Consider the following 21,539-nt stretch of genomic DNA (forward strand, 5'->3'; position numbering starts at 1 on the left):
ATTTCGCCCCGGGCGCCGACGTCGAGGCGTCGGCGTGGTCGAGGAGGGTCAGGCCGGGCTGTCGACCTCGTCCGCCAGATCGGCGGTGGCTACGCGGAGGGAGAGCCAGAGCCGGACGTGGGGGTCGTCGAGGTCCACGTGGAACTCGTCGACGAGTCGGGTCAAGCGGTAGCGGACGGTGTTCTTGTGCACGTGGAGGGCGTCCGCCATGGCGGAGATGTTGCCGTTCGTCGAGCAGTACGCGCGCAGGGTCTGGAGGTAGTCCGTCTGGTGCCGGCGGTCGTGGGCGCTGATGGTCTCGACCGCGTCGCCCTCGCCGAGCTCGTTGTCGGTGATGAACGCGTGGACCTTGAGGATGTTGAGGGGTATGCGGTGGTCCTCGAAGAGCGCCACTGGCCCGACCGCCGGAGCGCCTGCGGGTGCCGACGTCCGGTCCCACAGGTACGCGAGCGTGTCCATCGCCTCCCTCCTGGACTTCGGGAGGGCGTCGACCGACGTCGCGATGCTCCCCACCGCCGCGACCATGGGGAACGAGCTGATGGTGTGGGCGTGGGACGCGACCTCCTGCACGACGCGACGGTGTCTGGCACGGGCGCCCTCCCCGGATCCGGTGAGGACGGCATACACGGTCGACTCGATGAGCGCCGTGGTGCTCTGGGTGACGTAGACGTCGCACACCGTGGAGACCAGGTGGAGGAGCCGGTGCGTCTCCCGCGCCAGGTCGAGCCGCGCCGGCTCGGGCCGCACGACCGAGAACGCCGCGACCGCAAGGCCGCCTCCCGGGCGCAGGCCCAGCTGGGCCGCTGCGAAGGCGGCGTGCGCGGGATCCTCCATGAGGGTCCTCAGGAGGTCGCCGTTGCGTCGCTCGCCGAAGTCGGCCGCCGACCGCGCGTGGAGCATGTGCAGCCCGATCAGCGGAGCGATCCGGTCGAGGGCGTCGAGCGCTGCCGCCCGCTGGTCCCCTCCCGGGTCGATGACCCACACGGACCCCAGCAGCTCACCACCGGCTCGGACCGCCAGGGCGAGCCGGTCGGAACCACCCTCGTGCAGCGGGATGTGGACCGCTCGCGGGGAGGCGTAGACCACCTTGTAGTCGTCGTCGAACGCCGGAGGGGTGGTCTCCTGGAGGGCCAGCGTGGTCGCCCTGCGCAGCTCGTCGATCTCCTGCCCAGGGAGCGTGGAGTAGCCCAGGATCTGCCCACGCGGGTCGACGATGCTGACGGCACCGTCCGTGATCGACGCGATGGTGTTGGCGAAGGCATACAGGTCGCCGAGCCGGGCACCGGAGACGGAGTCCGCGGCAGCCCCGGTCACCGAGGCCCTGGCGACAGTCGCCAGGCGCGACCAGTCGGCCGAGTCGGGGGCGACGAGCACGGCGAGGCTGTGGCGGACACCTGCCTCGCGGAGCTGCTCGACCGAGGCGCGGTGGGCTTTCACGACGACGGCCGCTGCGTTGCTGTTGGCCGCCCGGTGCAGCAGCTGGTCGAAGTCCGGCGTGCCGACCGCGATGCCCACCGCGAGGATGATGCGGTCGTCGCTGTTGGTCCAGTCGTCCAGCGGGTCGTACATGAGGACGTCGGAGACCCGGTGCTCGAGGGTGTCGGTCGTGGGATTGGCATGCAGGAGCTCGGCATGCGTGAGCTCGATGAAGTCGGCAAGGCGGACGACCTGCGCGTCGGGCGCACCTGTTGCGGCTGCATCGATTGCAGCGGCTGCATCGGGTGCGTCGGCACGTGTCGGCTCAGTGGCCTCGTCCACGCTTGGACGTTATCACCAGCGCGCCTCCGTTCTTCTGTTCTTTCCTCCATGACCTGAGTCGCTCGTCTGGGACACGATCTGGACCCAACCCGGATCGGCGAGGACGGAGGCAGTGTGAGACTCAGCGACATCAGGGCACTGGTCACGGTGCAGGGCCCCCCGACCACGCGGTCGGAACGCCTGTCCCGCAAGTACTTCAGCGTCGAGGACATGGGGCGCGCTGCCGGCCGTCGACTGCCCCGCAGCGTCTTCGACTACCTCGAGGGTGGCGCCGAGGACGAGGTGTCCCTGCGGCGCAACCGCACCTCCTTCGACGACTGGACGTTCGTGCCCCGCTGGGGCTCGGTGGCTGACCTCGACCTGGGCTCACGGCTCCTGGGTGGCCCGGTCGCCCTGCCGCTCACGCTCTCCCCGACCGGCGGCACGCGGCTCTTCCACCCTGACGGCGAGATCGGGGCCGCCCGCGCTGCCCGTGACGCGGGGATCCCCTACGGCCTGGCACACCTCAGCACCACCACCATGGAGTCGGTCAGTGCGGGGACCCCCGGCCTGCGGCGGTGGTTCAACCTCGAGCCCACGAGGGACAAGGTCGCCCTCCAGGCCGTTCTGGACCGGGTTTCGCGGGCCGGCTACGAGGCCCTGCTCGTCAATGTCGACTGTCGGGCCATCGGGCACCGTGAACGCGACTACCGCAACGGTTTCACCGCACCCCCGTCGATCAAGCCGCGGACCCTGGTGGAGGGTGCCCTGCACCCCGCGTGGAGCGTGGGCTTCCTGAGACAGGACGCGATCGCCTTCCCGAACCTCGACGCCACGATTCCCGAGGGTCCACTGGCCAGTTCACCGGCCATGTGGCGCACCCTCCTCGCGGGCAGCTACGAACCCACGGACTGGACCGACCTCGCCGAGCTCAGGGACCGCTGGGCCGGTCCCATCGTCCTCAAGGGGTGTGTGAACGCGGCCGACGCCGTCAGGGCCGCCGACCTCGGCATCGACGCGATCCAGGTCAGCAACCACGGCGGGCGCCAGCTCGACCACATGGCTTCCCCCCTCGACGTCCTCCCGGAGATCGTCCGGGCGACCGCCGGTCGGGTCGAGCTCATCGTCGACGGAGGAATCCGGCGCGGCTCCGACGTGGTCAAGGCGATCGCGCTCGGTGCCACCGCCTGCTCGATCGGCCGGCCGTACCTCTATGGCTTGTCCGTGGCCGGAGAGGCGGGCGTGGCCCACGTCCTGCGCCTCTTCCGCGAGGAGATGACTCGCACCATGGCGCTGCTCGGCGTCACGACGATCGACGAGCTCCGCGCGAGAGGTCCTGAGCTGCTCAGGCACCGCGGCGACGTCGTCACCCCCACCCCAGCGCGAGTGGACCGTCCACTCGTCGACACCCCACGGGTCCGTACCGGCTCCGCGGGCGAGAGGAGCACCGCATGAACACGTCGACCCTGCCCGGCTCGGCCCGGCGCCGCAGGTCGATCGGCTCGATGAGCTCCATAGGCTCGATCGCGGCCGCCCTGAGCGCGCTGCTGCTGACCGCCTGTGGTCCGGGCGGCACCGCCACGGCGGACGCACACCCCGCCACGGCGGACGCACACCCCGCCACCGCGGGCCCCACCCTTGCAGTCGACGCCTCGGCCGCAGGGCTCCTGCCGTCCTCCATCAAGGCGAGCAAGACGCTCCGCGTCGCGATCCCGACCAACGAGCCGCCGGTCCAGTTCTACCGCGCCGGCACCAAGGAGATGACCGGGATCAACCCGGACCTGGCGCGCCTGCTCGGGCAGGCCCTCGGGGTCACGGTGGAGATCAAGGTCGTGAACTTCGACCAGATCATCCCCGGGATCGCCGCAGGGCGGTACGACCTGACGGTCTCGTCGATGACCCCCACCGCTGAGCGGATGAAGGTGCTCGACTTCGTCGACTACATGCAGATCGGCACCTCGGTGGCAGTCCCGAAGGGCAACCCCCTGAAGCTCGACCAGAACTCGTTGTGCGGCAAGGCAGTCGGAGTGCTCACCGGTTCCTACCAGCTGACGGTCGACGTGCCGACCCTCGACAAGGCCTGCTCGGCAGCCGGTAAGCCTGCGATCAGGACGGCCCAGTACCAGGACACGCGTCAGGCGGTCTCGGCCCTCACCAGCGGACGGCAGGAGGCCGTGCTCGCGGACTCGCCGATCCTCAGCTACGCCGCCAAGCAGAGCCCCGCGATCGCCGTCGCGTCCACATTCGAGCTCGCGCCGGTGGGCGTGGGCATGCCGAAGTCCTCCGGACTCGTCAAGGCCGTGGCGGCAGCCCTGAGCTCCGTGATCACGACCCCGGCGTACCAGCAGGCCCTGGGCACCTACGGGCTCGAGTCCGCCGCCCTCCACGACGCCCGCGTCAACTTCGCGCAGTAGGAGGAGTCATGCGCGAACAAGTCGCCGGAGGCGTTGTCGACAGCGTGTCTGGCCCGACGCAGGAGGTGCCGACAGTGGTACCCCTGCGGCACCCGGTGCGCACCGCGATCGGCCTGCTCCTGCTGGTGTCGGCTGTGGGAGTGGGGTGGGACATCGCCGAGAACCCCGGTTACCACTGGGACGTCGTGCTGTCGTACCTCTTCGCGCGCCCGATCCTCGAGGGTGCCGGTCTCACCGTCGTGCTCACCGTGGTCGCCGAGGCCGTGGGGATCGTCCTCGGCACGGGGCTGGCCATCATGCGCCTCTCGGCCAACCCGATCGTCAGCACGGTGAGCCGGGGCTACATCTGGTTCTTCCGGGGAACGCCACTGCTGGTGCAGCTGGTCTTCTGGTACAACACCGCCGCCCTCTACCCGACCATCTCCATCGGCATCCCGTCCGGCCCGTCGTGGGAGATCGCCTCCGCGAACTCCCTGATCACGCCGCTGGTTGCCGCCGTCGTGGGCCTCTCGCTGAACGAGGCGGCATACATGGCCGAGATCATCCGCGGCGGGATCCAGTCGGTGGACTCTGGTCAGTACGACGCCGGCCGGGCGCTGGGGATGAACGGCCAGCAGCGGATGCGGCTCGTCATCCTGCCGCAGGCCATGCGGGTGGTGCTGCCGCCCACCGGCAACCAGGTCATCTCGATGCTCAAGAGCACCTCGCTCGTCAGCGTCATCGCGATCGCCGACCTGCTCTACCAGGCCCAGATCATCTACTCGGAGAACTACCAGACGATCGCACTGCTCATCGTCGCCAGCCTGTGGTACCTCGCCATGACCACCGTCCTGACCTTCTTCCAGACCAGGCTCGAACGGCGCTACGGCCGAGGGTTCGACACCTCGTCCTCACGGGCTCGCCGCGCCTGGAAGGGATTCGCACGATGAGCAACCCCATGGTGGAAGCGGTCGGGGTCCGCAAGGCCTTCGGCGACACGCAGATCCTCAAGGGCATCGACCTCACTGTCGAGCGTGGATCCGTGACCTGCCTGATCGGGCCCTCCGGCTCAGGGAAGACGACCTTCCTGCGCTGCATCAACCATCTCGAGAAGGTCGACGCCGGTCGGCTCTCCGTGGACGGGCAGCTGGTGGGTTACGCCGAGCGGAACGGCCGCCTCCATGAGATGAAGGAGCGCCAGACCGCACGATCCCGCCTCGATGCCGGCATGGTGTTCCAGCGCTTCAACCTGTTCCCGCACCTGACCGCGCTGGAGAACATCGTGGCGGCCCCGGTGAACGTCCTTCGACGCCCGCGGGACGAGGTCGCCGCCGAGGCGCTCGAGCTGCTCGCGCGGGTGGGACTGGGCGATCGCGGCAGCGCCTACCCGCAGCAGCTCTCCGGTGGTCAGCAGCAGCGGGTCGCCATCGCCCGGGCGCTGGCGATGAGGCCGAAGCTGATGCTCTTCGACGAGCCCACGTCCGCCCTCGATCCCGAGCTGGTCGGCGAGGTGCTCGACGTCATGAAGTCGTTGGCCGAGGCCGGGATGACGATGGTGGTCGTGACCCACGAGCTCGGTTTCGCCCGACAGGTCGGCGACCAGGTCGTGTTCATGGACCAGGGCGTCGTGGTCGAGAGCGGGCCGCCCGAGGTCGTCCTGGGTGCCCCCAGCCATGACCGCACCCGAGCCTTCCTCTCGAAGGTCCTCTAGCCCCCCGCCCGAACGGAGCCCTTGCATGTCCACCACCCAGATCGTCCAGGTCACCACCGAAGCCGCCCCCGGCCCTGCTGGCCCCTACTCGCAGGCCGTCGTCGCGAACGGTTTCCTCTTCACCGCCGGCCAGACCCCGCACGACGCCGTGAGCGGAGCAGTCGTCGGCGACGGGATCGAGGAGCAGACCACGCATGCCCTGACCAACGTCCTCGCCGTTCTCGCGGCCCATGGGCTGGACTTCGACAACGTGGTCAAGGCGACGGCGCACCTGCACCACCCCGGCAGGGACTTCCCCGGCTTCAACGCTGCCTACGAGCGCTTCGTCACGCCGCCCTACCCGGCTCGCACGACCGTCGGCTCGTTCCTCGGCGACTTCCTCGTCGAGATCGACGTCGTCGCGGCCCTTCCCGGTCAGTCGGGGTAGCCCAAGGGGTTGCCGCGCTGCCAGCGCCACTGGTCGGCGCACATGTCCTCGATGGTGCGGGTGGCCTTCCAGCCGAGCTCGCGTTCGGCACGGGACGGGTCGGCATACGAGGCGGCGATGTCGCCGGGCCGACGTTCGACGATCTCGTGGGGGAGCTCGTGGCCGCAGGCCTTCTCGAAGGCGTGCAGCACCTCGAGGACCGACGTCCCGTGACCGGTGCCGAGGTTCCAGGTCGAGACGCGCTCGTCAGTGCTGCCGAGCCTGGTCAGTGCCGCGAGGTGACCGGCGGCAAGGTCCTCGACGTGGATGTAGTCACGAAGGGCCGTCCCGTCCGGGGTGTCGTAGTCGCCGCCGAAGACGTTGAGCTTCTCCAGCTTGCCGACCGCGACCTGCGCGATGAACGGCATCAGGTTGTTGGGGATGCCCTGCGGGTCCTCGCCGATGGTCCCGGAGACGTGGGCGCCGACGGGGTTGAAGTAGCGCAGCAGCGCGATCCGCCACCGCTCGTCCGTGGCGGCGACGTCGCGCAGCACCTGCTCGATCATCACCTTGGTCCAGCCATAGGGGTTGGTCGCCGAGGTCGGGTACTCCTCCTTCATCGGCACCGGGGCGTTGTCGCCGTAGACGGTGGCCGAGGAGGAGAACACCAGGCGGTGGCAGCCGTGCCGGTGCATGGCGCGGACCAGGGCGAAGGTCGAGTCGAGGTTGTTCTGGTAGTACTCGAGCGGCACGTCCACGCTCTCGCCCACCGCCTTGAGCCCGGCGAAGTGGATCACCGCGTCGAACTGCCGCGCGGCGAACAGCGACTCGATCTTGTCCCGGTCGGTCAGGTCGAAGGCGTGCACCTCCAGGTGCGCCCCCGTCAACGACTCCAGCCGCCCGACCACCGTCGGCTTGGCGTTGGAGAAGTTGTCGACGACGACCACCTCGTGGCCTGCCGCCACGAGCTGGACGACGGTGTGGGACCCGATGTAGCCGGCACCGCCGGTGACGAGGACGCGCATGCGCCTACCGTATGCCGCCGGGCGGGCTCCCAGCGCGCGCGGCCACCACGTGGGCGGCCACCACGTGGGCGGCATGCCGGCGGGTGCCCTAGGCCTGTCGTCCTTCCCCGGGCGGGAGCGCGGACCGCAGCGAGCGCGAGCGTCCGCGGAACTCGGCGACGACCGCACCGTCGGACTCGCGCGTCACGGTGACATCGGTGATCCCGCTGCGCCCGTAGGCCGTCCGCACCCGGCCCTCCGCGACGAGGACCTCGCCCAGGCGGACGGAGGTGACGAACGTGATGTCCGCACCTGCCGCCACGGTCAACGCACCGCGGCTGTTGCACGTCAGGGCGAACGTCGAGTCGGCGAGCGTGAACAGGTAGCCACCGTGGGCGATGTCGTGACCGTTGACCATCTCGGCGGTGACCGTCATGCGGACCACCGCGTGGTCGACCTCGATGACGGTCGCTTCCATGCCGAGGGCCCGGGAAGCCTCGTCGTCCTCCCACATCCGGAGGACGTGCGTGAGGTCCGTGGTCACCGTGCCGCCTGCTCGCCCATGGTCCGGAGTCTGGCAGAGAAGGAACGGCAGGGCGCGTCACCCTTTCGCCCTCGCCCCGTCCCCTCAGCAGTGACTTCTTCCGCAGATGCCCGGGGCCCTTCCCCCGGCGTGGTCGACTCACGGAAAGGAACTCCAGTGAACCGGCGCCTCCTCGCGGCGGGCACCGCCGTGGCCATCGCAGCCGTCGCCGTCACCGCGTTCACCCTCGGTCGTGACACGGACAGTCCCGAGTCTGAGTCCGCGACCCGGCTGACGCCACCATCCGGAGCTGCGCGCATCACCGTCCGCCCCGGCGAAGGCGCCACCGCAGTCGCCGCGAACGGCTTCACTCCCGTCGCGTTCCCCGCGACGTGCACGGGCGCCGTCGCGGCCATCGCCTCGGCCGAGCAGCTGCTCCCCGTGTTGGGCCAGGTGAAGGGAGTCACCGACGAGCAGTGGCGGCTGACGATCGAGCAGGTCCACGGCAAGGACACTCCCACTGCTAAGTACTACCTCGGCATCGTCCGCCGGGCCGCGACCGACGCCTCCATCCAACGGGTCACCCGGGACCGCCTCTCCCAGCTGGACATGACGACCCATCCGGAGTGGGGCGGGTTCAGGGTCGTCACCTGCCAGCCCGGTCGCACGGCCACGGTCGAGCTGCTCACCTGCTCCCGACACGTCGCCGACCACCTCACCGCCTGTTACGCCGCTGCCCGGAAGGCACAGTGGGCCGGCACCCCCGGGGACTGGGTCATCCAGGACCACCAGGCACCCGGGGACGTCGCGCCGCCGGCTCTCAGGGAACGCATCGACAACGGCGCAGATGCCCTGTCGGGCTCCGCGCCGCCCGCCCGGGTGAGGGTCGGGTGGCTGACAGCGCTCGGCTCGGGGTGGCAGGAGTTCACCAACGCGCCCAGTTAGCAGGCGCGGGTCGACGGACCCGCGAGGTATGCCGCGGGGGGCGAGCCCGCGGCATACCCTCGCGTCCACGGGGCGGAGCCTTTCTGCTCACCCCGTGAAGCGCACGTCCCAGGGCTGCACGTCGACCGTGAGCACTCCACGGGTGACCGAGCCGTCGTCCTCGTGGGCGAGGCGGACCAGCTCGTCGGCCTCCCCGGGCGGGACGCGCACGACCGCCATCCCCTCACCCCGGGCGGCGTCGACGGGACCGGCCGCGACCAGCCAGCCGCGCTCCTGAAGTCGGTGCAGGAACGCGACGTGTTCGGAGAAGCCCGGGTGGGCGAAGATCGACGCGCCCTCGGGAAGGTTGGCCCCTGGTCGGTGGTGCAGCGCGAACCACTCCCCGGCGGGCTCGGGCTGCGCGCCCGTGTCCGACGCCGCCTCGACCCGCTGCGCGAGCCGGGCGAGCACCAGCGGCCAGCCGCGGTCGTACTCCGCCCGCGCCGCCTCCGGCTCGGCCAGTCGCTCCCACCCGGTGTGGGTCAGCGTGACCAGGGTGCCGTCGCCGTGGGGCTCGAACGCCACCGCGACCTCGGTGGCCCGCTCCGGCCCGTGCCCTGGATGCCAGGTCATCGCGAATCCGCTCGGTCGCTCCCAACGCAGCACCGTGCCCCAGACCGCCTTCTCAGCGCCATGGCGCTCGACGAGGGACCCGTTCTCGAAGGCGACACTGGCCTGCGCACCGAAGACGCTGTGCGTTCCGAGCGGCCACCAGGCCCCGAGGTGGGCGGTGAACAGCTTGAACGCGGTGTCGACGTCGCAGCGCACCCGGATCTCGCGACGCACGGGTGTGAGGGTCGGGGCTTCACTCATGACGACTCCTGTTCATCGACGCGGTGTTGCTCTACGTGCTGATCGACATACGTGGCGAACGAGGAGAGCGCGGTGTCCCAGGTCGCGACCAGCCACTGCTGGAGGTCGACGAGCCCGTCGGGGGCGAGCGCGTAGAGGTTCCGCGTGCCCCGGCTCTCGTGGTCCACCAGGCCGGCGCCCTGGAGCACCTTGAGGTGCTTGCTGACCGCGGGCCGGCCGATCGGCATGGCCGCGGCGATCTCGCCGACGGCACGGGGCCGCTCGGTGAGGAGCTCGAGGATCTGGCGCCGACTGGGGTCGCCGAGGGCGTCGAGGGCGAGGGCTGATTGGTTACTCATGGGCAACGGTTACTCTAGAGCGACGGTTAAGGTCATGTCCAGACCCCCTTACGATGAAGGGCATGACCACGGCAACGGCGCCCAGCACCCACCCCCTCGTCGACAAGCACGCCGAGCTGCTCGCGCAGGCGACCACGGCCCTGGCGGAGCGGTCCTACTTCAGCCGGTTCCCCGAGTCGCCCTCCCCCCGCGTCTACGGCGAGGGGTCGGCCGAGGCCGGCCAGGCGGCATACGAAGCCTTGCGGGACAGTGCTTTTGGTGGCCTGGGTGAGGTGCGCACCGATGGTGGGTGGGTCGGCGAGGAGGTCTCGCCCTACGGGCCCGCCCTGGGGATCACCTACCCGCACCTCGACCTCGACGCGGCCCTGGCGGCTGCGGCCGACGCAACGCCCGCATGGCGTGACGCCGGTGCCCGCACCCGTGCGGCGGTCTGCGTCGAGATCGTCGAACAGATCAACGCGCGCTCGTTCGAGATCGCCCACTCGGTGATGCACACGACCGGGCAGCCGTTCGTGATGGCGTTCCAGGCCGCCGGGCCGCACGCGCAGGACCGGGCGCTCGAGTCGATCGTCGCCGGCCTCGTCGAGCAGGAGCGCGTGCCCGCGTCCGTGGTCTGGGAGAAGCCCGGCCGCGACAAGGAGGGCAACCCCGCACCGCTGCGGATGCAGAAGGACTACCGCGTGGTGCCGCGCGGTGTCGCCCTCGTCATCGGCTGCAACACCTTCCCGACGTGGAACGGCTACCCGGGGCTGTTCGCCTCACTGGTCACCGGCAACCCCGTCATCGTGAAGCCGCACCCACGGGCCGTGCTTCCCCTCGCCATCTCCGTCGCCGTGTGCCGTGAGGTTCTCTCCGCTGCCGGCTTCAGTCCCGACCTGGTCCAGCTCGCGCCCGAGTCCGAGGGTGAGGGCCTGGCCAAGGTGCTCGCCGAGCGCGACGAGGTCCGGATCATCGACTACACCGGCGGCCCGGGCTTTGGCGGCTGGCTCGAGGAGAACGGCGCCGGTCGTGCCCAGCTGGTCTACACCGAGAAGGCCGGCGTCAACACGATCGTCGTCGACTCGACCGACAACCTGCGCGGGGTGCTGGGCAACCTGGCGTTCTCGCTCGCGCTCTACTCGGGTCAGATGTGCACGACCCCGCAGAACATCTACGTCCCGCGCGACGGCATCGCCACCGACGAGGGACACGTCTCCTTCGAGGACTTCGGGGCGAAGCTCGCCGGGGCGGTAGGCAAGCTCACCGGTGACGACGCCCGCGCCGTCGAGCTGCTCGGTGCGACGGTCAACGACGGGGTCCGTGCCAACGCCGCGGGTCTCGCCGCGCTCGCCGAGGAGGCGGGTGGCACGGTGGTCCTCGACTCGCGCGAGGTCGTCCACCCGGCATACCCCGACGCGGTGGTCCGCGCCCCCGGCCTCGTGAGCATGGACGCCAGCCGCGAGGACGTCTACACCCAGGAGTGCTTCGGGCCCGTGACCTTCCTCATCGCGACGTCCGGGACCGACCAGTCGCTGGCACAGTTCCGTGACACGGTGCGCGAGCACGGGGCGATGACGGCGGCGGTCTACTCCACGAGCGAGGACGTCCTCGACGCCGCCCGCGATGCCGCGGCGGACGCGGGAGTCGCGCTGTCGGAGAACCTCACGGGTCCTGTCTTCGTCAACCAGACCGCGGCGTTCAGCGACTTCCACGGCACCGGCGCCAACCCGGCGGCCAACGCGGCCTACGTCGACGCCGCGTTCGTGGCCAACCGGTTCCGGGTCGTCACCTCCCGCCGCCACGTCTAGCTCGTCAAGGTCCGCGCATCTGGCACGATCGGGTCCATGAACTTCGTCATCAAGGTCGCAGTCAACGCGGTGGCACTGTGGGTGGCCGCGTGGCTCGTGTCGGGCATCAGCTTCGGGGAGGGCAAGTTCGGCTCGAAGTTCGCGACCGTGCTGCTGGTCGCCCTGGTCTTCGGGCTGGTCAACGCCGTCGTCAAGCCGATCGCCAAGCTGCTCAGCTTCCCGTTCATCATCCTGACGCTCGGGTTGTTCACCTTCATCGTCAACGCCTTCATGCTCCAGCTGACCGAGTGGATCGCCGAACCGCTGGGGCTCAGCTTCACGATCGACCACTTCTTCTGGGACGCGGTGCTCGGCGCCATCATCATCACGATCGTCTCGATGGTCCTGGGCTGGGTCATCCCGGACGGCGACGACGACTGACGCGCCTCCTGTCCTGACGAGTCACGAATCCGCATCGCCCGTGGCGATGCGGATTCGTCGTCCGGGCGTCGTCCGTACGCTGCCTGCGTGATTCCCTGGTCAGCCCTCGTCCTCCCCGCTGCGATGGTGGTGGCCTGCGCCGCCGGCGGCTTCCTGTATGCCGTGTTCACCGACCGCCTCGCTGGTCGCAGTCTCGGGGTGGTCCGGCGTGGGCGGGCGATCACGGTCCCGATGCTCGTCACCATCAACGGTGACCAGCGTCGCGGCAGGGCAGTCCTCGACGCGGACACCATCCGCGTGGTGGGTGCGGGGGTGAACCTCCGCGTCGGACGCGGCGGCTACGAGTCGGCGACGGTGCGGCGCGGCCAGGTGGACAGCGAGTTGCTCGAGTATGCCGAGCAACGCGCTTTCGCCGACGCCGCCGGGACGAGGTACCTGCTGGGCCCGGTGGAGGAGTGGGACGAGGCGTTCACGGCTTCCCTCCAGGCACTGCCGCAGCCCGCGGGGCGAGTCCGCCTGTTCCTGGCCTCCTTCCCCGTAAAAGCCCTGGCACCGCTGTGCCTCGCCCTGTTGGCCCTCGTCGCGTTCCAGTCGTTGTGGGTCGCCGGTCACGACGTGCAGGCCTCGATGGTGCGGGTCGTCGGCGAGGAAGGCCTGGAGAGCTGTGGGGTGAGCTGGAACGAAGACGGTCGCGACGAGTACGCCCAGGTCGACTGCTACGCACCGTTCCCGCCCGTCGGTGCGCCCGTGCAGATCCGGGCGCTCGCCTGGCCGTTCGACGAGAGCGCCATGGACCACGAGGACACGTACCTCATGGCCACCCTCCTGCTGGCGGGCGCGGCCCTGGTCCTGGCCGCTATCGGGACGTTCTTCGCCGTGGGACGAATGCGTCGACCGGCCGTGCTTCTCACCCCGTTGGAGGCGCGTCCAGTCACCCACGTCGTGGCACCGGCGGAGCCCGCGACCGTGGAGCTGAGCCGCGACGCCCCCTTGAAGGAGCTCCTCGCAGCAGTCGCCGCGCGCGAAGGGTGGGACGACGAAGGGCACACGACCCCACCGGTCCAGCCCTGGTACGCCCGGTACCTCATGGCCGTCGGCGCCGGTACGTGGTGGCCCGGTGTGGTCCTGGCAGGCGTCGGGCTCCTCGTCGAGGGCCTGCCGAGGGCGGTGCGCGCCGCCCTCGTGGCCGGCGCCGCCGCTGTCCTGCTGTGGGCCGCCTTCCGCGCCGTGTCTGCCTGGCTGGCCATTCGCCGGGCGTACGTCGGGCAGGTGACCAGCGAGTGGGACTACCGGCTGGTGAGGTCGTTGGACGACGAGTGGTTCGCGCTGCTCTTCCTCGGCCCGACCGCGCACTGGATGGTGGCGCTGGACGGCCCCGGGCACCCGCCGCCCGTCGGTCGCTGCGGGGTCCGCGGCGACCTCGAGGAGGGCGGAGCGATCCAGCTCCGGATCGGCGAGTTCTGGCCCACCATCTCGCCGGTCGCCCGCGTGGACGACGAGCTCGCGAAGGATGTGCGCGAGGACCTCGTCGAGAGGTTGGGCTGACCGAGGGTGCGGGACCACGCGACATGCCCCGCCGTGGCCCGCGCCTAGAGTGAAGGCATGAGCGACAGTGTCTCCGCGAACGACAGTGACGTCCGCCTGCGCGCGGCCCTCGACCAGGTGCCCGCCTACGTCCCCGGCAAGCCCGCGGCCGCGCCCGCGGGCGTCACGGCATACAAGATCTCGTCCAACGAGAACCCGTATCCGCCGCTGCCGTCGGTCCTCGACGTGGTGCGCGAGGCGGCCGGTGCGATCAACCGCTACCCCGACATGGCCGTCACGGAGCTCACCCAGGCACTCGCCGAAACCCTCGGGGTCCCGGCCGAGCACATCGCCACCGGCACGGGTTCGGTCGGCGTCCTCGGCCAGGTCATCGCCGCCACCTGCGACCCCGGCGACGAGGTCGTCTATGCGTGGCGGTCGTTCGAGGCCTACCCGATCGTCACGGCCCTCGCGGGGGCGAGCTCGGTCCAGGTCGGGCTCGACGACCACGCCCGCCACCGGCTCGACGCGATGCAGGCCGCGATCACCGACCGCACCAAGGTCGTCATCGTCTGCACCCCCAACAACCCCACCGGCCCGATGGTGACCCACGCCGAGCTCGAGCGGTTCCTCGAGGCCGTCCCGAGCCGTGTGCTGGTCGTCATCGACGAGGCCTACGTCGAGTTCGTGACGGACGAGGAGGCGCCGCGCAGCCTGGAGCTCTACCGCGACCGCCCCAACGTGATGGTGCTGCGCACCTTCTCCAAGGCCTACGGCCTGGCCGGCCTGCGCATCGGGTATGCCGTGGCGCACCCCCCGGTCGCGTCTGCCCTGCGCAAGACGGCGACGCCTTTCGGCGTGAACTCGATCGCGCAGGCCGCGGCGGTGGCCTCGCTCAAGGCGTTCGACGAGCTGAAGGAGCGCGTGGACGCCCTGGTCGCAGAACGCACTCGGGTGGTCGAGATGCTGCGCGGCCAGGGCTGGTTCATCCCCGAGACGCAGGCCAACTTCGTGTGGTTCGGGCTCGGAGACCGGTCCGGCGACTTCACGGCCGCTGCCCAGGAGGCGGGCCTGATGCTGCGCCAGTACGGCAACGACGGCGTCCGCGCGACCATCGGCGAGACGGAGGCCAACGACGTGCTGATCCGGGTGGCCGGCGAGTTCCTCACGGAGCACCCGATCGACCCCGCCTGACCGCCCTCGCGGGGTAGGTCGGGCCTTGCCCGGGCTCGTCGTCCCTTTGGGGGAGGCGCAGGGCGTGACGGCGGGAGGACAGTCGGCTGAACACTCCCGGAGGGTTCTGCCATGACCGATGTGACTGATGTCCGCCCCACCATCCCGGAGTTCTCGGGCCGGCAGCTGGCGCCGGGCGACGACGGGTACGACCAGTCCCGCAGCGTCTTCAACGGCATGGTCGACCGGTCGCCGAGCCTGATCGCGACCTGTCGCAGCGCTTCCGACGTGGCGGCCGCGATCAGCTACGCGCGGGCGTCCGGCCTGCCGATCTCCGTCTACGGCGGCGGTCACTCGGTCCAGGGCTCGGCCGTGGTCGACGGCGGCCTGTGTGTCGACCTGCGCGGCCTGCGCGACATCGAGGTCGACCCGGCGACATCGACGGCGCAGGTGGGCGGCGGGTGCACCTGGGGAGAGCTCGACGCCGCCACCCAGGAGCACGGGCTCGCCGTGACCGGTGGGCGGGTCTCGTCGACCGGCGTCGGCGGCCTGGCGCTGGGCAGCGGCAGCGGGTGGCTGGAGCGCAGGCTCGGGTTCACCTGCGACAACCTCCTGGAGGCACAGGTCGTCACCGCGGACGGCAGCGTCGTCACCGCGTCGGAGACCGAGCACCCCGACCTGTTCTGGGCCCTGCGCGGCGGTGGCGGCAACTTCGGCGTCGTCACCCGCTTCACCCTGCGGCTGCACCCGATCGGCCCGCTGGTCTTCGGCGGCATGCTCATGTACCCGGCGCCGATGGGTGCCGCGGTGCTGCGCAACTTCCGTGACTTCATCGCCAGCGCCCCCGACGAGGTGGGCGGCGGCGTCGCCTTCATCACCGCCCCGCCGATCGAGATGGTGCCCGAGCCGGCTCGTGGCAAGCCAGCCGTCGGCGTGATCGTGAGCTACACGGGCCCGCTCGAGGACGCCGAGACGGTGCTGGCGCCGCTGCTGACGTTCGGCCCGCCGGCCTTCGCGCAGGTGGGTCCGATGCCCTACCTGGCCCTCCAGCAGATGCTCGACGACGCCAACCCGCACGGCATGCAGAACTACTGGACCGCCGACTTCTTCGACGCGCTGCCGGACGAGGCGGTGGAGACCCTCGCGTCCCTGGCGAGCGCGCCGGTGTCGCCGCTCAGCCAGGTCATCATCGTGCCGGGTGGCGGTGCCGTCGCGCGCGTGCCGGAGGACGCCACGGCGTTCGGCGAGCGGCAGGCCGCGTTCAACATCCACTACCTGTCGATGTGGCCCGACCCGGCCGACACCGAGGCGAACATCGCGCACACCCGCACCCTGGCAGGCGCCATGAAGCCGTGGACGACCGGCGCTGTCTACCTCAACTTCATCGGCGACGAGGGCCGCGAACGGATCGAGAGCTCCTTCGGCGAGGCCAAGCTGGCCCGGCTGCGGGCGATCAAGGCGCAGTGGGACCCGGACAACGTCTTCCGGCACAACCAGAACATCGCACCTGCGGGTTGAGCGCCGCACCCATCCCGGGGCCGAGCAGCCCCAGGTAGTCGAGCGCCTCCCGGCGCGACAGACTGGGGCCATGGTCGACACCTGGCTCCCCCCGTACCTCGCCCGCCCGGACCGCTACGGCCCGATGCCCTACCGCAAGGTGGGTCAGAGCGGACTGCGACTCCCGGCGGTCAGCCTCGGCCTGTGGCACAACTTCGGCGACGACAAGCCGCTCGACGTCCAGCGCGCCATCCTGCGCCGTGCGTTCGACATCGGCATCACCCACTTCGACCTGGCCAACAACTACGGCCCGCCCTACGGCGCGGCCGAGGCCAACTTCGGCAGGCACTTCGCGGCCGACTTCAAGCCCTACCGCGACGAGCTCGTCATCAGCTCCAAGGCCGGCTACGACATGTGGCCCGGCCCCTATGGCATCGGCGGCTCCCGCAAGTACCTCCTGGCGAGCCTGGACCAGAGCCTGACCCGGATGGGCCTGGACTACGTCGACATCTTCTACAGCCACTGCCCCGACGAGGACACCCCGCTCGAGGAGACGATGGGGGCCCTCGCCACCGCGGTCCAGCAGGGCAAGGCGTTGTATGCCGGTATCTCCAGCTACTCGCCCGAGCGCACCGAGCGTGCGGCCGAGGTGCTCGAGCAGATGGGCGTCCCGCTGCTCATCCACCAGCCGTCGTACTCGATGGTGAACCGCTGGATCGAGGGCGGCCTGCTCGACACCCTGGGTGAGCGGGGCATCGGCTGCATCGCGTTCAGCCCACTGGCCCAGGGGATGCTGACGAACAAGTACCTCGGCGGCATACCCGAGGGGTCACGCGCCAGCCAGGGCAAGTCGCTGTCGCCCGACCTGCTGACCGACGAGTCGCTGACCCACATCCGCAAGCTCGACGACCTCGCCACCGAGCGCGGCCAGTCCCTCGCCCAGCTGGCGCTGGCGTGGGCCCTGCGCGACGAGCGGGTCACCTCGGTCCTGATCGGGGCGTCCTCGGTCGGCCAGCTCGAGGACTCTGCGGCCGCGGTCAGCAACCTGCGGTTCAGCGACGCCGAGCTCGAGGAGATCGACCGCGACGCCGTCGACGCCGGGATCGACCTCTGGCGCTCCCAGTCCCGCCTCACCTGAGGTGTGACCCCACCTTTATCGGGTTTAGGGACAAAGGGCGGCTTCCCCCCGGAACCGTTCCCGGGTGAAGCCCACCTTTATCGGGTCACCCGATAAAGGTGGGGTATGCCGCGGCGAGCCAGCCGCGCGGCATACAAAGGTGCAGGTGGTGAGCACGCAGGAGTCCGGATTCTGAGATTTCCCGGTGCTGCCGATATCTTGGGCCTCAGCAAGGCCCACACGTGGGCGCCGCCACAAACCGGCGCCCCAAGCCTGCCGCAGATCCAGCAGCGGAGACCCCGCCAGGGTTACCGCGGCCCGAGCCGACGATCCGCCACCCGCGGCTCGACGGAAGAAGGAGTGCCTGTGAGCGACAACGCAGTCGCCAAGTCCGGCAGCAACGACGCCGCGACCTCGGCCACCAGTCCCGCCGAGGACGAGGTGCTGGCCGAGCTCACTGCCCCGGTCCCGGAGGTCGGTGACGGTGGACCCGAGATGATCCAGCTGCTCACCCCCGAGGGCCAGCGCGTCGAGAACACCGAGTACGACGAGTACGTCAAGGACCTGACCGACGAGGACCTGCGCGGCTTCTACCGCGACCTCGTCCTCATCCGCCGCGTCGACGCCGAGGCCACCGCGCTGCAGCGCCAGGGCGAGCTCGGCATCTGGGCCAGCCTGCTCGGCCAGGAGGCCGCCCAGGTCGGCTCCGGTCGTGCGATGCGCCCGCAGGACTACGCCTTCCCGACCTACCGCGAGCACGGCGTCGCCTGGTGCCGCGGGGTCAACCCGCTCAACCTGCTCGGCCTCTTCCGTGGCGTCAACCACGGTGGCTGGGACCCGAACGAGAAGAACTTCCACCTCTACACGATCGTCATCGGCGCGCAGACGCTGCACGCGACCGGCTATGCCATGGGCATCCAGCGCGACGGCGACGTCGGCACCGGCGACGACGAGCGCGACGCCGCCGTGATCGCCTACTTCGGCGACGGCGCGACCGCCCAGGGTGACGTCAACGAGTCGTTCGTCTACGCCGCGGTCAACAACGCCCCGGTCGTCTTCTTCTGCCAGAACAACCAGTGGGCCATCTCCGAGCCCAACGAGCGCCAGACGCGCATCCCGCTCTACCAGCGCGCGCGCGGCTTCGGCTTCCCCGGCGTGCGGGTCGACGGCAACGACGTGCTGGCCGTGTATGCCGTGACCCAGCAGGCGCTCAACGCGGCCCGTTCCGGCAACGGCCCGACCTTCATCGAGGCCTACACCTACCGCATGGGCGCGCACACCACCTCGGACGACCCGACCAAGTACCGCGTCTCCGCCGAGGTCGAGGTGTGGAAGCACCGCGACCCCATCGAGCGGCTGAAGTCCTACCTGGTGCACACCCAGAAGGCTGACCAGGCCTTCTTCGACACGATCGAGGCCGAGGCCGACGAGCTGGCCGTCGCCGTCCGCGAGGGCTGCCTGTCGATGCCCGACCCGACCCCGGACTCGATGTTCGACCACATCTACGTCGAGGAGCACCCCGTCGTCGAGGCAGAGCGCAAGGAGTTCGCCGCCTACCACGCCGGCTTCGAGGGCGAGGGGAGCCACTGATGACCAGCATGACGATCGCCAAGGGCATCAACAACGGCCTGCGCGCCGCCATGGAGCGCGACCCCAAGGTCGTCCTCATGGGTGAGGACATCGGCAAGCTCGGTGGCGTCTTCCGCGTCACCGACGGCCTCCAGAAGGACTTCGGCGAGGACCGCGTCATCGACACCCCGCTCGCGGAGGCCGGCATCGTCGGCACCGCGATCGGCATGGCGCTGCGCGGCTACCGCCCCGTCGTCGAGATCCAGTTCGACGGGTTCATCTACCCCGCGTTCGACCACATCGTCAGCCAGGTCGCCAAGATGCGGGCCCGCTCGCTCGGCAAGGTCAAGCTGCCGATGGTCATCCGCATCCCCGTCGGCGGGGGCATCGGAGCGGTCGAGCACCACTCCGAGTCCAACGAGGCCTACTTCGCGCATACCGCGGGCCTCAAGGTCGTCTGCTGTTCCAACGCCGAGGACGCCTACTGGATGATCCAGCAGGCCATCGAGTCCGACGACCCGGTGCTGTTCTACGAACCCAAGCGCCGCTACTGGGACAAGGGCGACGTGGACGAGTCCGCCGCCCCCCGCGCCCTGCTCAAGGCGCAGGTATGCCGCGAGGGCACCGACGCGACGCTTGTCGCCTACGGCCCCATGGTCAAGACCTGCCTCCAGGCGGCCGAGGCCGCCGCCGCAGAGGGCAAGAACCTCGAGGTCATCGACCTGCGGACGCTCAGCCCGCTCGACCTCGACACCATCGCGGCGTCCGTCGAGAAGACCGGCCGGGCCGTCATCGTGCACGAGGCGTCGACCTTCCTCGGCATGGGTGCCGAGATCGCGGCAGCCCTGCAGCAGCGGTGCTTCTACCACCTCGAGGCTCCCGTGCTCCGGGTCGGCGGCTACAACCTGCCCTACCCGCCGAGCAAGCTCGAGGAGGAGTTCCTCCCCGACCTCGACCGGGTGCTCGACGCCGTCGACCGCTCACTGGCCTTCTGAGAGAGGCGCGAAAACGCATGGCTGTCAAAGAGTTCAAGCTTCCAGACCCCGGTGAGGGCCTGACCGAAGCCGAGATCGTCACCTGGAACGTCAAGGTCGGCGACACCGTCAAGGTCAACGACATCATCGTCGAGATCGAGACCGCCAAGTCGCTCGTCGAGCTGCCGGTGCCGTTCGCCGGCACCGTGACGGCGCTGCACGTCTCCGAGGGCGACACGGTGGAGGTCGGCACGCCGATCATCTCCGTCGACACCGCAGGTGGACCGGTCCAGACTGCCCCGGTGCAGGACGCCCCAGCAGCCGGCGCCGTCGAGCCCGGCATCGAGGGCTCGCCCGCTCCCAAGATGGCGGCCGCAGCGGCAGCCGCCTCGGATGACGAGGAGATCGAGGAGGGCAAGATCGGCGGCACCACGTCGACCGGTCGCACGGCCGTCCTCGTCGGCTACGGCGTCAAGCAGACCGAGGCCAAGCGCCGCCCCCGCAAGGGCGACTCCGCCGCCTCGGCAGCCCCAGTGGCACCGGCCGTCCAGCCGGCCAGCAGCCCGGCCGAGGACCAGCCGGTCGCGACCGTGCCGGCTGTGCCCGTCGCCCGTGAGGGTGGCGCCCGCGCGCTGGCCAAGCCGCCGGTCCGCAAGTACGCCAAGGACCTCGGCATCGACCTGGCCGCGGTCGCGGGTTCCGGTGAGGGCGGCATCATCAGCCGCGCCGACATCGACGCCCACGCCGCGGGGACCTCCCAGCCGGCCACCACGGCGCCGGCCGCTCCGACGGGAGCCGGCCAGCCGGCATACGTCGCACCGGTCTTCACCCGTGGTGGCGAGCGCGAGACGCGCATCCCGATCAAGGGGGTCCGCAAGATGACCGCGCAGGCCATGGTCGGCAGCGCGTTCACGGCTCCGCACGTCACCGAGTGGGTCACCATCGACGCGACCGCGACCATGGAGCTCGTCGAGCGCCTCAAGAAGGACCGCGAGTTCAAGGACGTCAAGGTCACGCCGCTGCTGGTGCTGGCCAAGGCGATGACCGTGGCGATCCGACGCCACCCCGAGATCAATGCCACGTGGGACGAGGCCGCCCAGGAGATCGTGGTCAAGAACTACGTCAACCTCGGCATCGCCGCCGCTACCCCGCGGGGCCTGATCGTCCCGAACATCAAGGACGCCGACCAGCTGTCGATGCGCCAGCTGGCCGAGGCCATCGGCGCGCTGACGGCGACCGCTCGGGAAGGCCGCACCCAGCCCGCCGAGATGTCCGGCGGCACGATCACGATCACCAACGTCGGCGTCTTCGGCGTGGACACCGGCACCCCGATCATCAACCCGGGCGAGTCGGCGATCCTGGCGTTCGGTGCGATCCGTCGGCAGCCGTGGGTCGTCACGGCCGCGGACGGCACCGAGACGATCGAGCCTCGCTGGGTCACCCAGCTGGCCCTGTCGTTCGACCACCGGCTGGTCGACGGCGAGCTCGGCAGCAAGTTCATCGCCGACGTCGGCGCCATCCTGGCCGACCCGGCGCGAGGCCTCGTCTGGGGCTGAGAAGACCGCTCAG

Annotated in this window: 20 protein-coding genes; 15 read left to right on the top strand and 5 right to left on the bottom strand. The window is 70.4% G+C overall.

The features are described from left to right. Window positions 1-48: 48 nt before the first annotated feature. A complete protein-coding gene (locus AC1DWP_RS10165; RefSeq protein ID WP_477614341.1) occupies window positions 49-1,758 on the bottom strand; it encodes a PucR family transcriptional regulator in 1,710 nt (569 codons plus the stop codon). Between the two features lie 114 nt (window positions 1,759-1,872). On the opposite strand from AC1DWP_RS10165, the gene AC1DWP_RS10170 reads away from it, so the two are divergent. The 5 genes from AC1DWP_RS10170 to AC1DWP_RS10190 are packed head-to-tail and all read left to right on the top strand — an operon-like array spanning window position 1,873 to window position 6,268. Further along, on the top strand, window positions 1,873-3,192 hold the full coding sequence (locus tag AC1DWP_RS10170; RefSeq protein WP_477614342.1) for an alpha-hydroxy acid oxidase: 1,320 nt from the start codon (window positions 1,873-1,875) through the stop codon (window positions 3,190-3,192). Beyond that, window positions 3,189-4,151, top strand: a complete 963-nt coding sequence (locus tag AC1DWP_RS10175; protein ID WP_477614343.1) for an ABC transporter substrate-binding protein — start codon at window positions 3,189-3,191, stop codon at window positions 4,149-4,151. The genes AC1DWP_RS10170 and AC1DWP_RS10175 overlap by 4 nt, the downstream gene beginning before the upstream one ends. Before the next feature lie 8 nt (window positions 4,152-4,159). Further along, a complete protein-coding gene (locus AC1DWP_RS10180; RefSeq protein WP_477614344.1) occupies window positions 4,160-5,080 on the top strand; it encodes an amino acid ABC transporter permease in 921 nt (306 codons plus the stop codon). Then, a complete protein-coding gene (locus tag AC1DWP_RS10185; RefSeq protein ID WP_477614345.1) occupies window positions 5,077-5,841 on the top strand; it encodes an amino acid ABC transporter ATP-binding protein in 765 nt (254 codons plus the stop codon). The genes AC1DWP_RS10180 and AC1DWP_RS10185 overlap by 4 nt, the downstream gene beginning before the upstream one ends. Window positions 5,842-5,866: 25 nt before the next feature. Beyond that, the gene (locus AC1DWP_RS10190) at window positions 5,867-6,268 is read left to right on the top strand and encodes a RidA family protein (protein ID WP_477614346.1); all 402 of its coding nucleotides are present in this window, start codon (window positions 5,867-5,869) and stop codon (window positions 6,266-6,268) included. Here the strand turns inward: AC1DWP_RS10190 and galE are convergent. Then, complete coding sequence (galE, locus tag AC1DWP_RS10195; protein WP_477614347.1) at window positions 6,256-7,272, bottom strand: UDP-glucose 4-epimerase GalE; 1,017 nt, start codon at window positions 7,270-7,272, stop codon at window positions 6,256-6,258. The two genes, AC1DWP_RS10190 and galE, sit on opposite strands and share 13 nt — an antisense overlap. An 88-nt stretch (window positions 7,273-7,360) precedes the next feature. After that, window positions 7,361-7,795, bottom strand: a complete 435-nt coding sequence (paaI, locus tag AC1DWP_RS10200) for a hydroxyphenylacetyl-CoA thioesterase PaaI (protein ID WP_477614348.1) — start codon at window positions 7,793-7,795, stop codon at window positions 7,361-7,363. Between the two features lie 156 nt (window positions 7,796-7,951). Between paaI and AC1DWP_RS10205 the strand changes: the two genes are divergently transcribed. Continuing rightward, a complete protein-coding gene (locus tag AC1DWP_RS10205; protein ID WP_477614349.1) occupies window positions 7,952-8,719 on the top strand; it encodes a hypothetical protein in 768 nt (255 codons plus the stop codon). A gap of 87 nt (window positions 8,720-8,806) precedes the next feature. Here the strand turns inward: AC1DWP_RS10205 and AC1DWP_RS10210 are convergent, their stop codons facing one another. Both AC1DWP_RS10210 and AC1DWP_RS10215 read right to left on the bottom strand, forming a co-directional pair. Then, a complete protein-coding gene (locus AC1DWP_RS10210) occupies window positions 8,807-9,571 on the bottom strand; it encodes an SRPBCC domain-containing protein (protein ID WP_477614350.1) in 765 nt (254 codons plus the stop codon). Further along, window positions 9,568-9,909 carry an ArsR/SmtB family transcription factor gene (locus AC1DWP_RS10215; protein ID WP_477614351.1) on the bottom strand — a complete coding sequence of 114 codons (342 nt, stop codon included), beginning with the start codon at window positions 9,907-9,909 and terminating at the stop codon, window positions 9,568-9,570. Before AC1DWP_RS10215 ends, AC1DWP_RS10210 begins: the two co-directional genes overlap by 4 nt. A 62-nt stretch (window positions 9,910-9,971) precedes the next feature. On the opposite strand from AC1DWP_RS10215, the gene paaN reads away from it, so the two are divergent. The 9 genes from paaN to AC1DWP_RS10260 all read left to right on the top strand — a co-directional run bounded on the left by paaN (window position 9,972) and on the right by AC1DWP_RS10260 (window position 21,526). Beyond that, window positions 9,972-11,696, top strand: coding sequence for a phenylacetic acid degradation protein PaaN (gene paaN / locus AC1DWP_RS10220; RefSeq protein WP_477614352.1), 1,725 nt, complete (start codon window positions 9,972-9,974; stop codon window positions 11,694-11,696). A 36-nt stretch (window positions 11,697-11,732) separates the two neighbouring features. After that, window positions 11,733-12,116: a phage holin family protein gene (locus AC1DWP_RS10225; protein WP_477614353.1), complete on the top strand. Its 384-nt coding sequence runs from the start codon at window positions 11,733-11,735 to the stop codon at window positions 12,114-12,116. Between the two features lie 87 nt (window positions 12,117-12,203). Then, complete coding sequence (locus AC1DWP_RS10230; RefSeq protein ID WP_477614354.1) at window positions 12,204-13,661, top strand: hypothetical protein; 1,458 nt, start codon at window positions 12,204-12,206, stop codon at window positions 13,659-13,661. Window positions 13,662-13,718: 57 nt separating this feature from the next. Then, the gene (hisC, locus tag AC1DWP_RS10235; protein ID WP_477614355.1) at window positions 13,719-14,834 is read left to right on the top strand and encodes a histidinol-phosphate transaminase; all 1,116 of its coding nucleotides are present in this window, start codon (window positions 13,719-13,721) and stop codon (window positions 14,832-14,834) included. Window positions 14,835-14,945: 111 nt separating this feature from the next. After that, complete coding sequence (locus AC1DWP_RS10240; protein ID WP_477614356.1) at window positions 14,946-16,331, top strand: FAD-binding oxidoreductase; 1,386 nt, start codon at window positions 14,946-14,948, stop codon at window positions 16,329-16,331. 70 nt (window positions 16,332-16,401) lie between these two features. After that, complete coding sequence (mgrA, locus tag AC1DWP_RS10245) at window positions 16,402-17,448, top strand: L-glyceraldehyde 3-phosphate reductase (protein WP_477614357.1); 1,047 nt, start codon at window positions 16,402-16,404, stop codon at window positions 17,446-17,448. Between the two features lie 345 nt (window positions 17,449-17,793). After that, window positions 17,794-19,017, top strand: a complete 1,224-nt coding sequence (gene pdhA, locus AC1DWP_RS10250; protein ID WP_477614358.1) for a pyruvate dehydrogenase (acetyl-transferring) E1 component subunit alpha — start codon at window positions 17,794-17,796, stop codon at window positions 19,015-19,017. Next, a complete protein-coding gene (locus AC1DWP_RS10255; RefSeq protein WP_477614359.1) occupies window positions 19,017-19,991 on the top strand; it encodes an alpha-ketoacid dehydrogenase subunit beta in 975 nt (324 codons plus the stop codon). Before pdhA ends, AC1DWP_RS10255 begins: the two co-directional genes overlap by 1 nt. A 17-nt stretch (window positions 19,992-20,008) precedes the next feature. Beyond that, entirely contained in the window at window positions 20,009-21,526 is a 1,518-nt protein-coding gene (locus AC1DWP_RS10260) for a dihydrolipoamide acetyltransferase family protein (protein ID WP_477614360.1), read from the top strand. Window positions 21,527-21,539: the final 13 nt, after the last annotated feature.

It is taken from the genome of Pedococcus sp. P2_F6 (genome assembly GCF_056403675.1).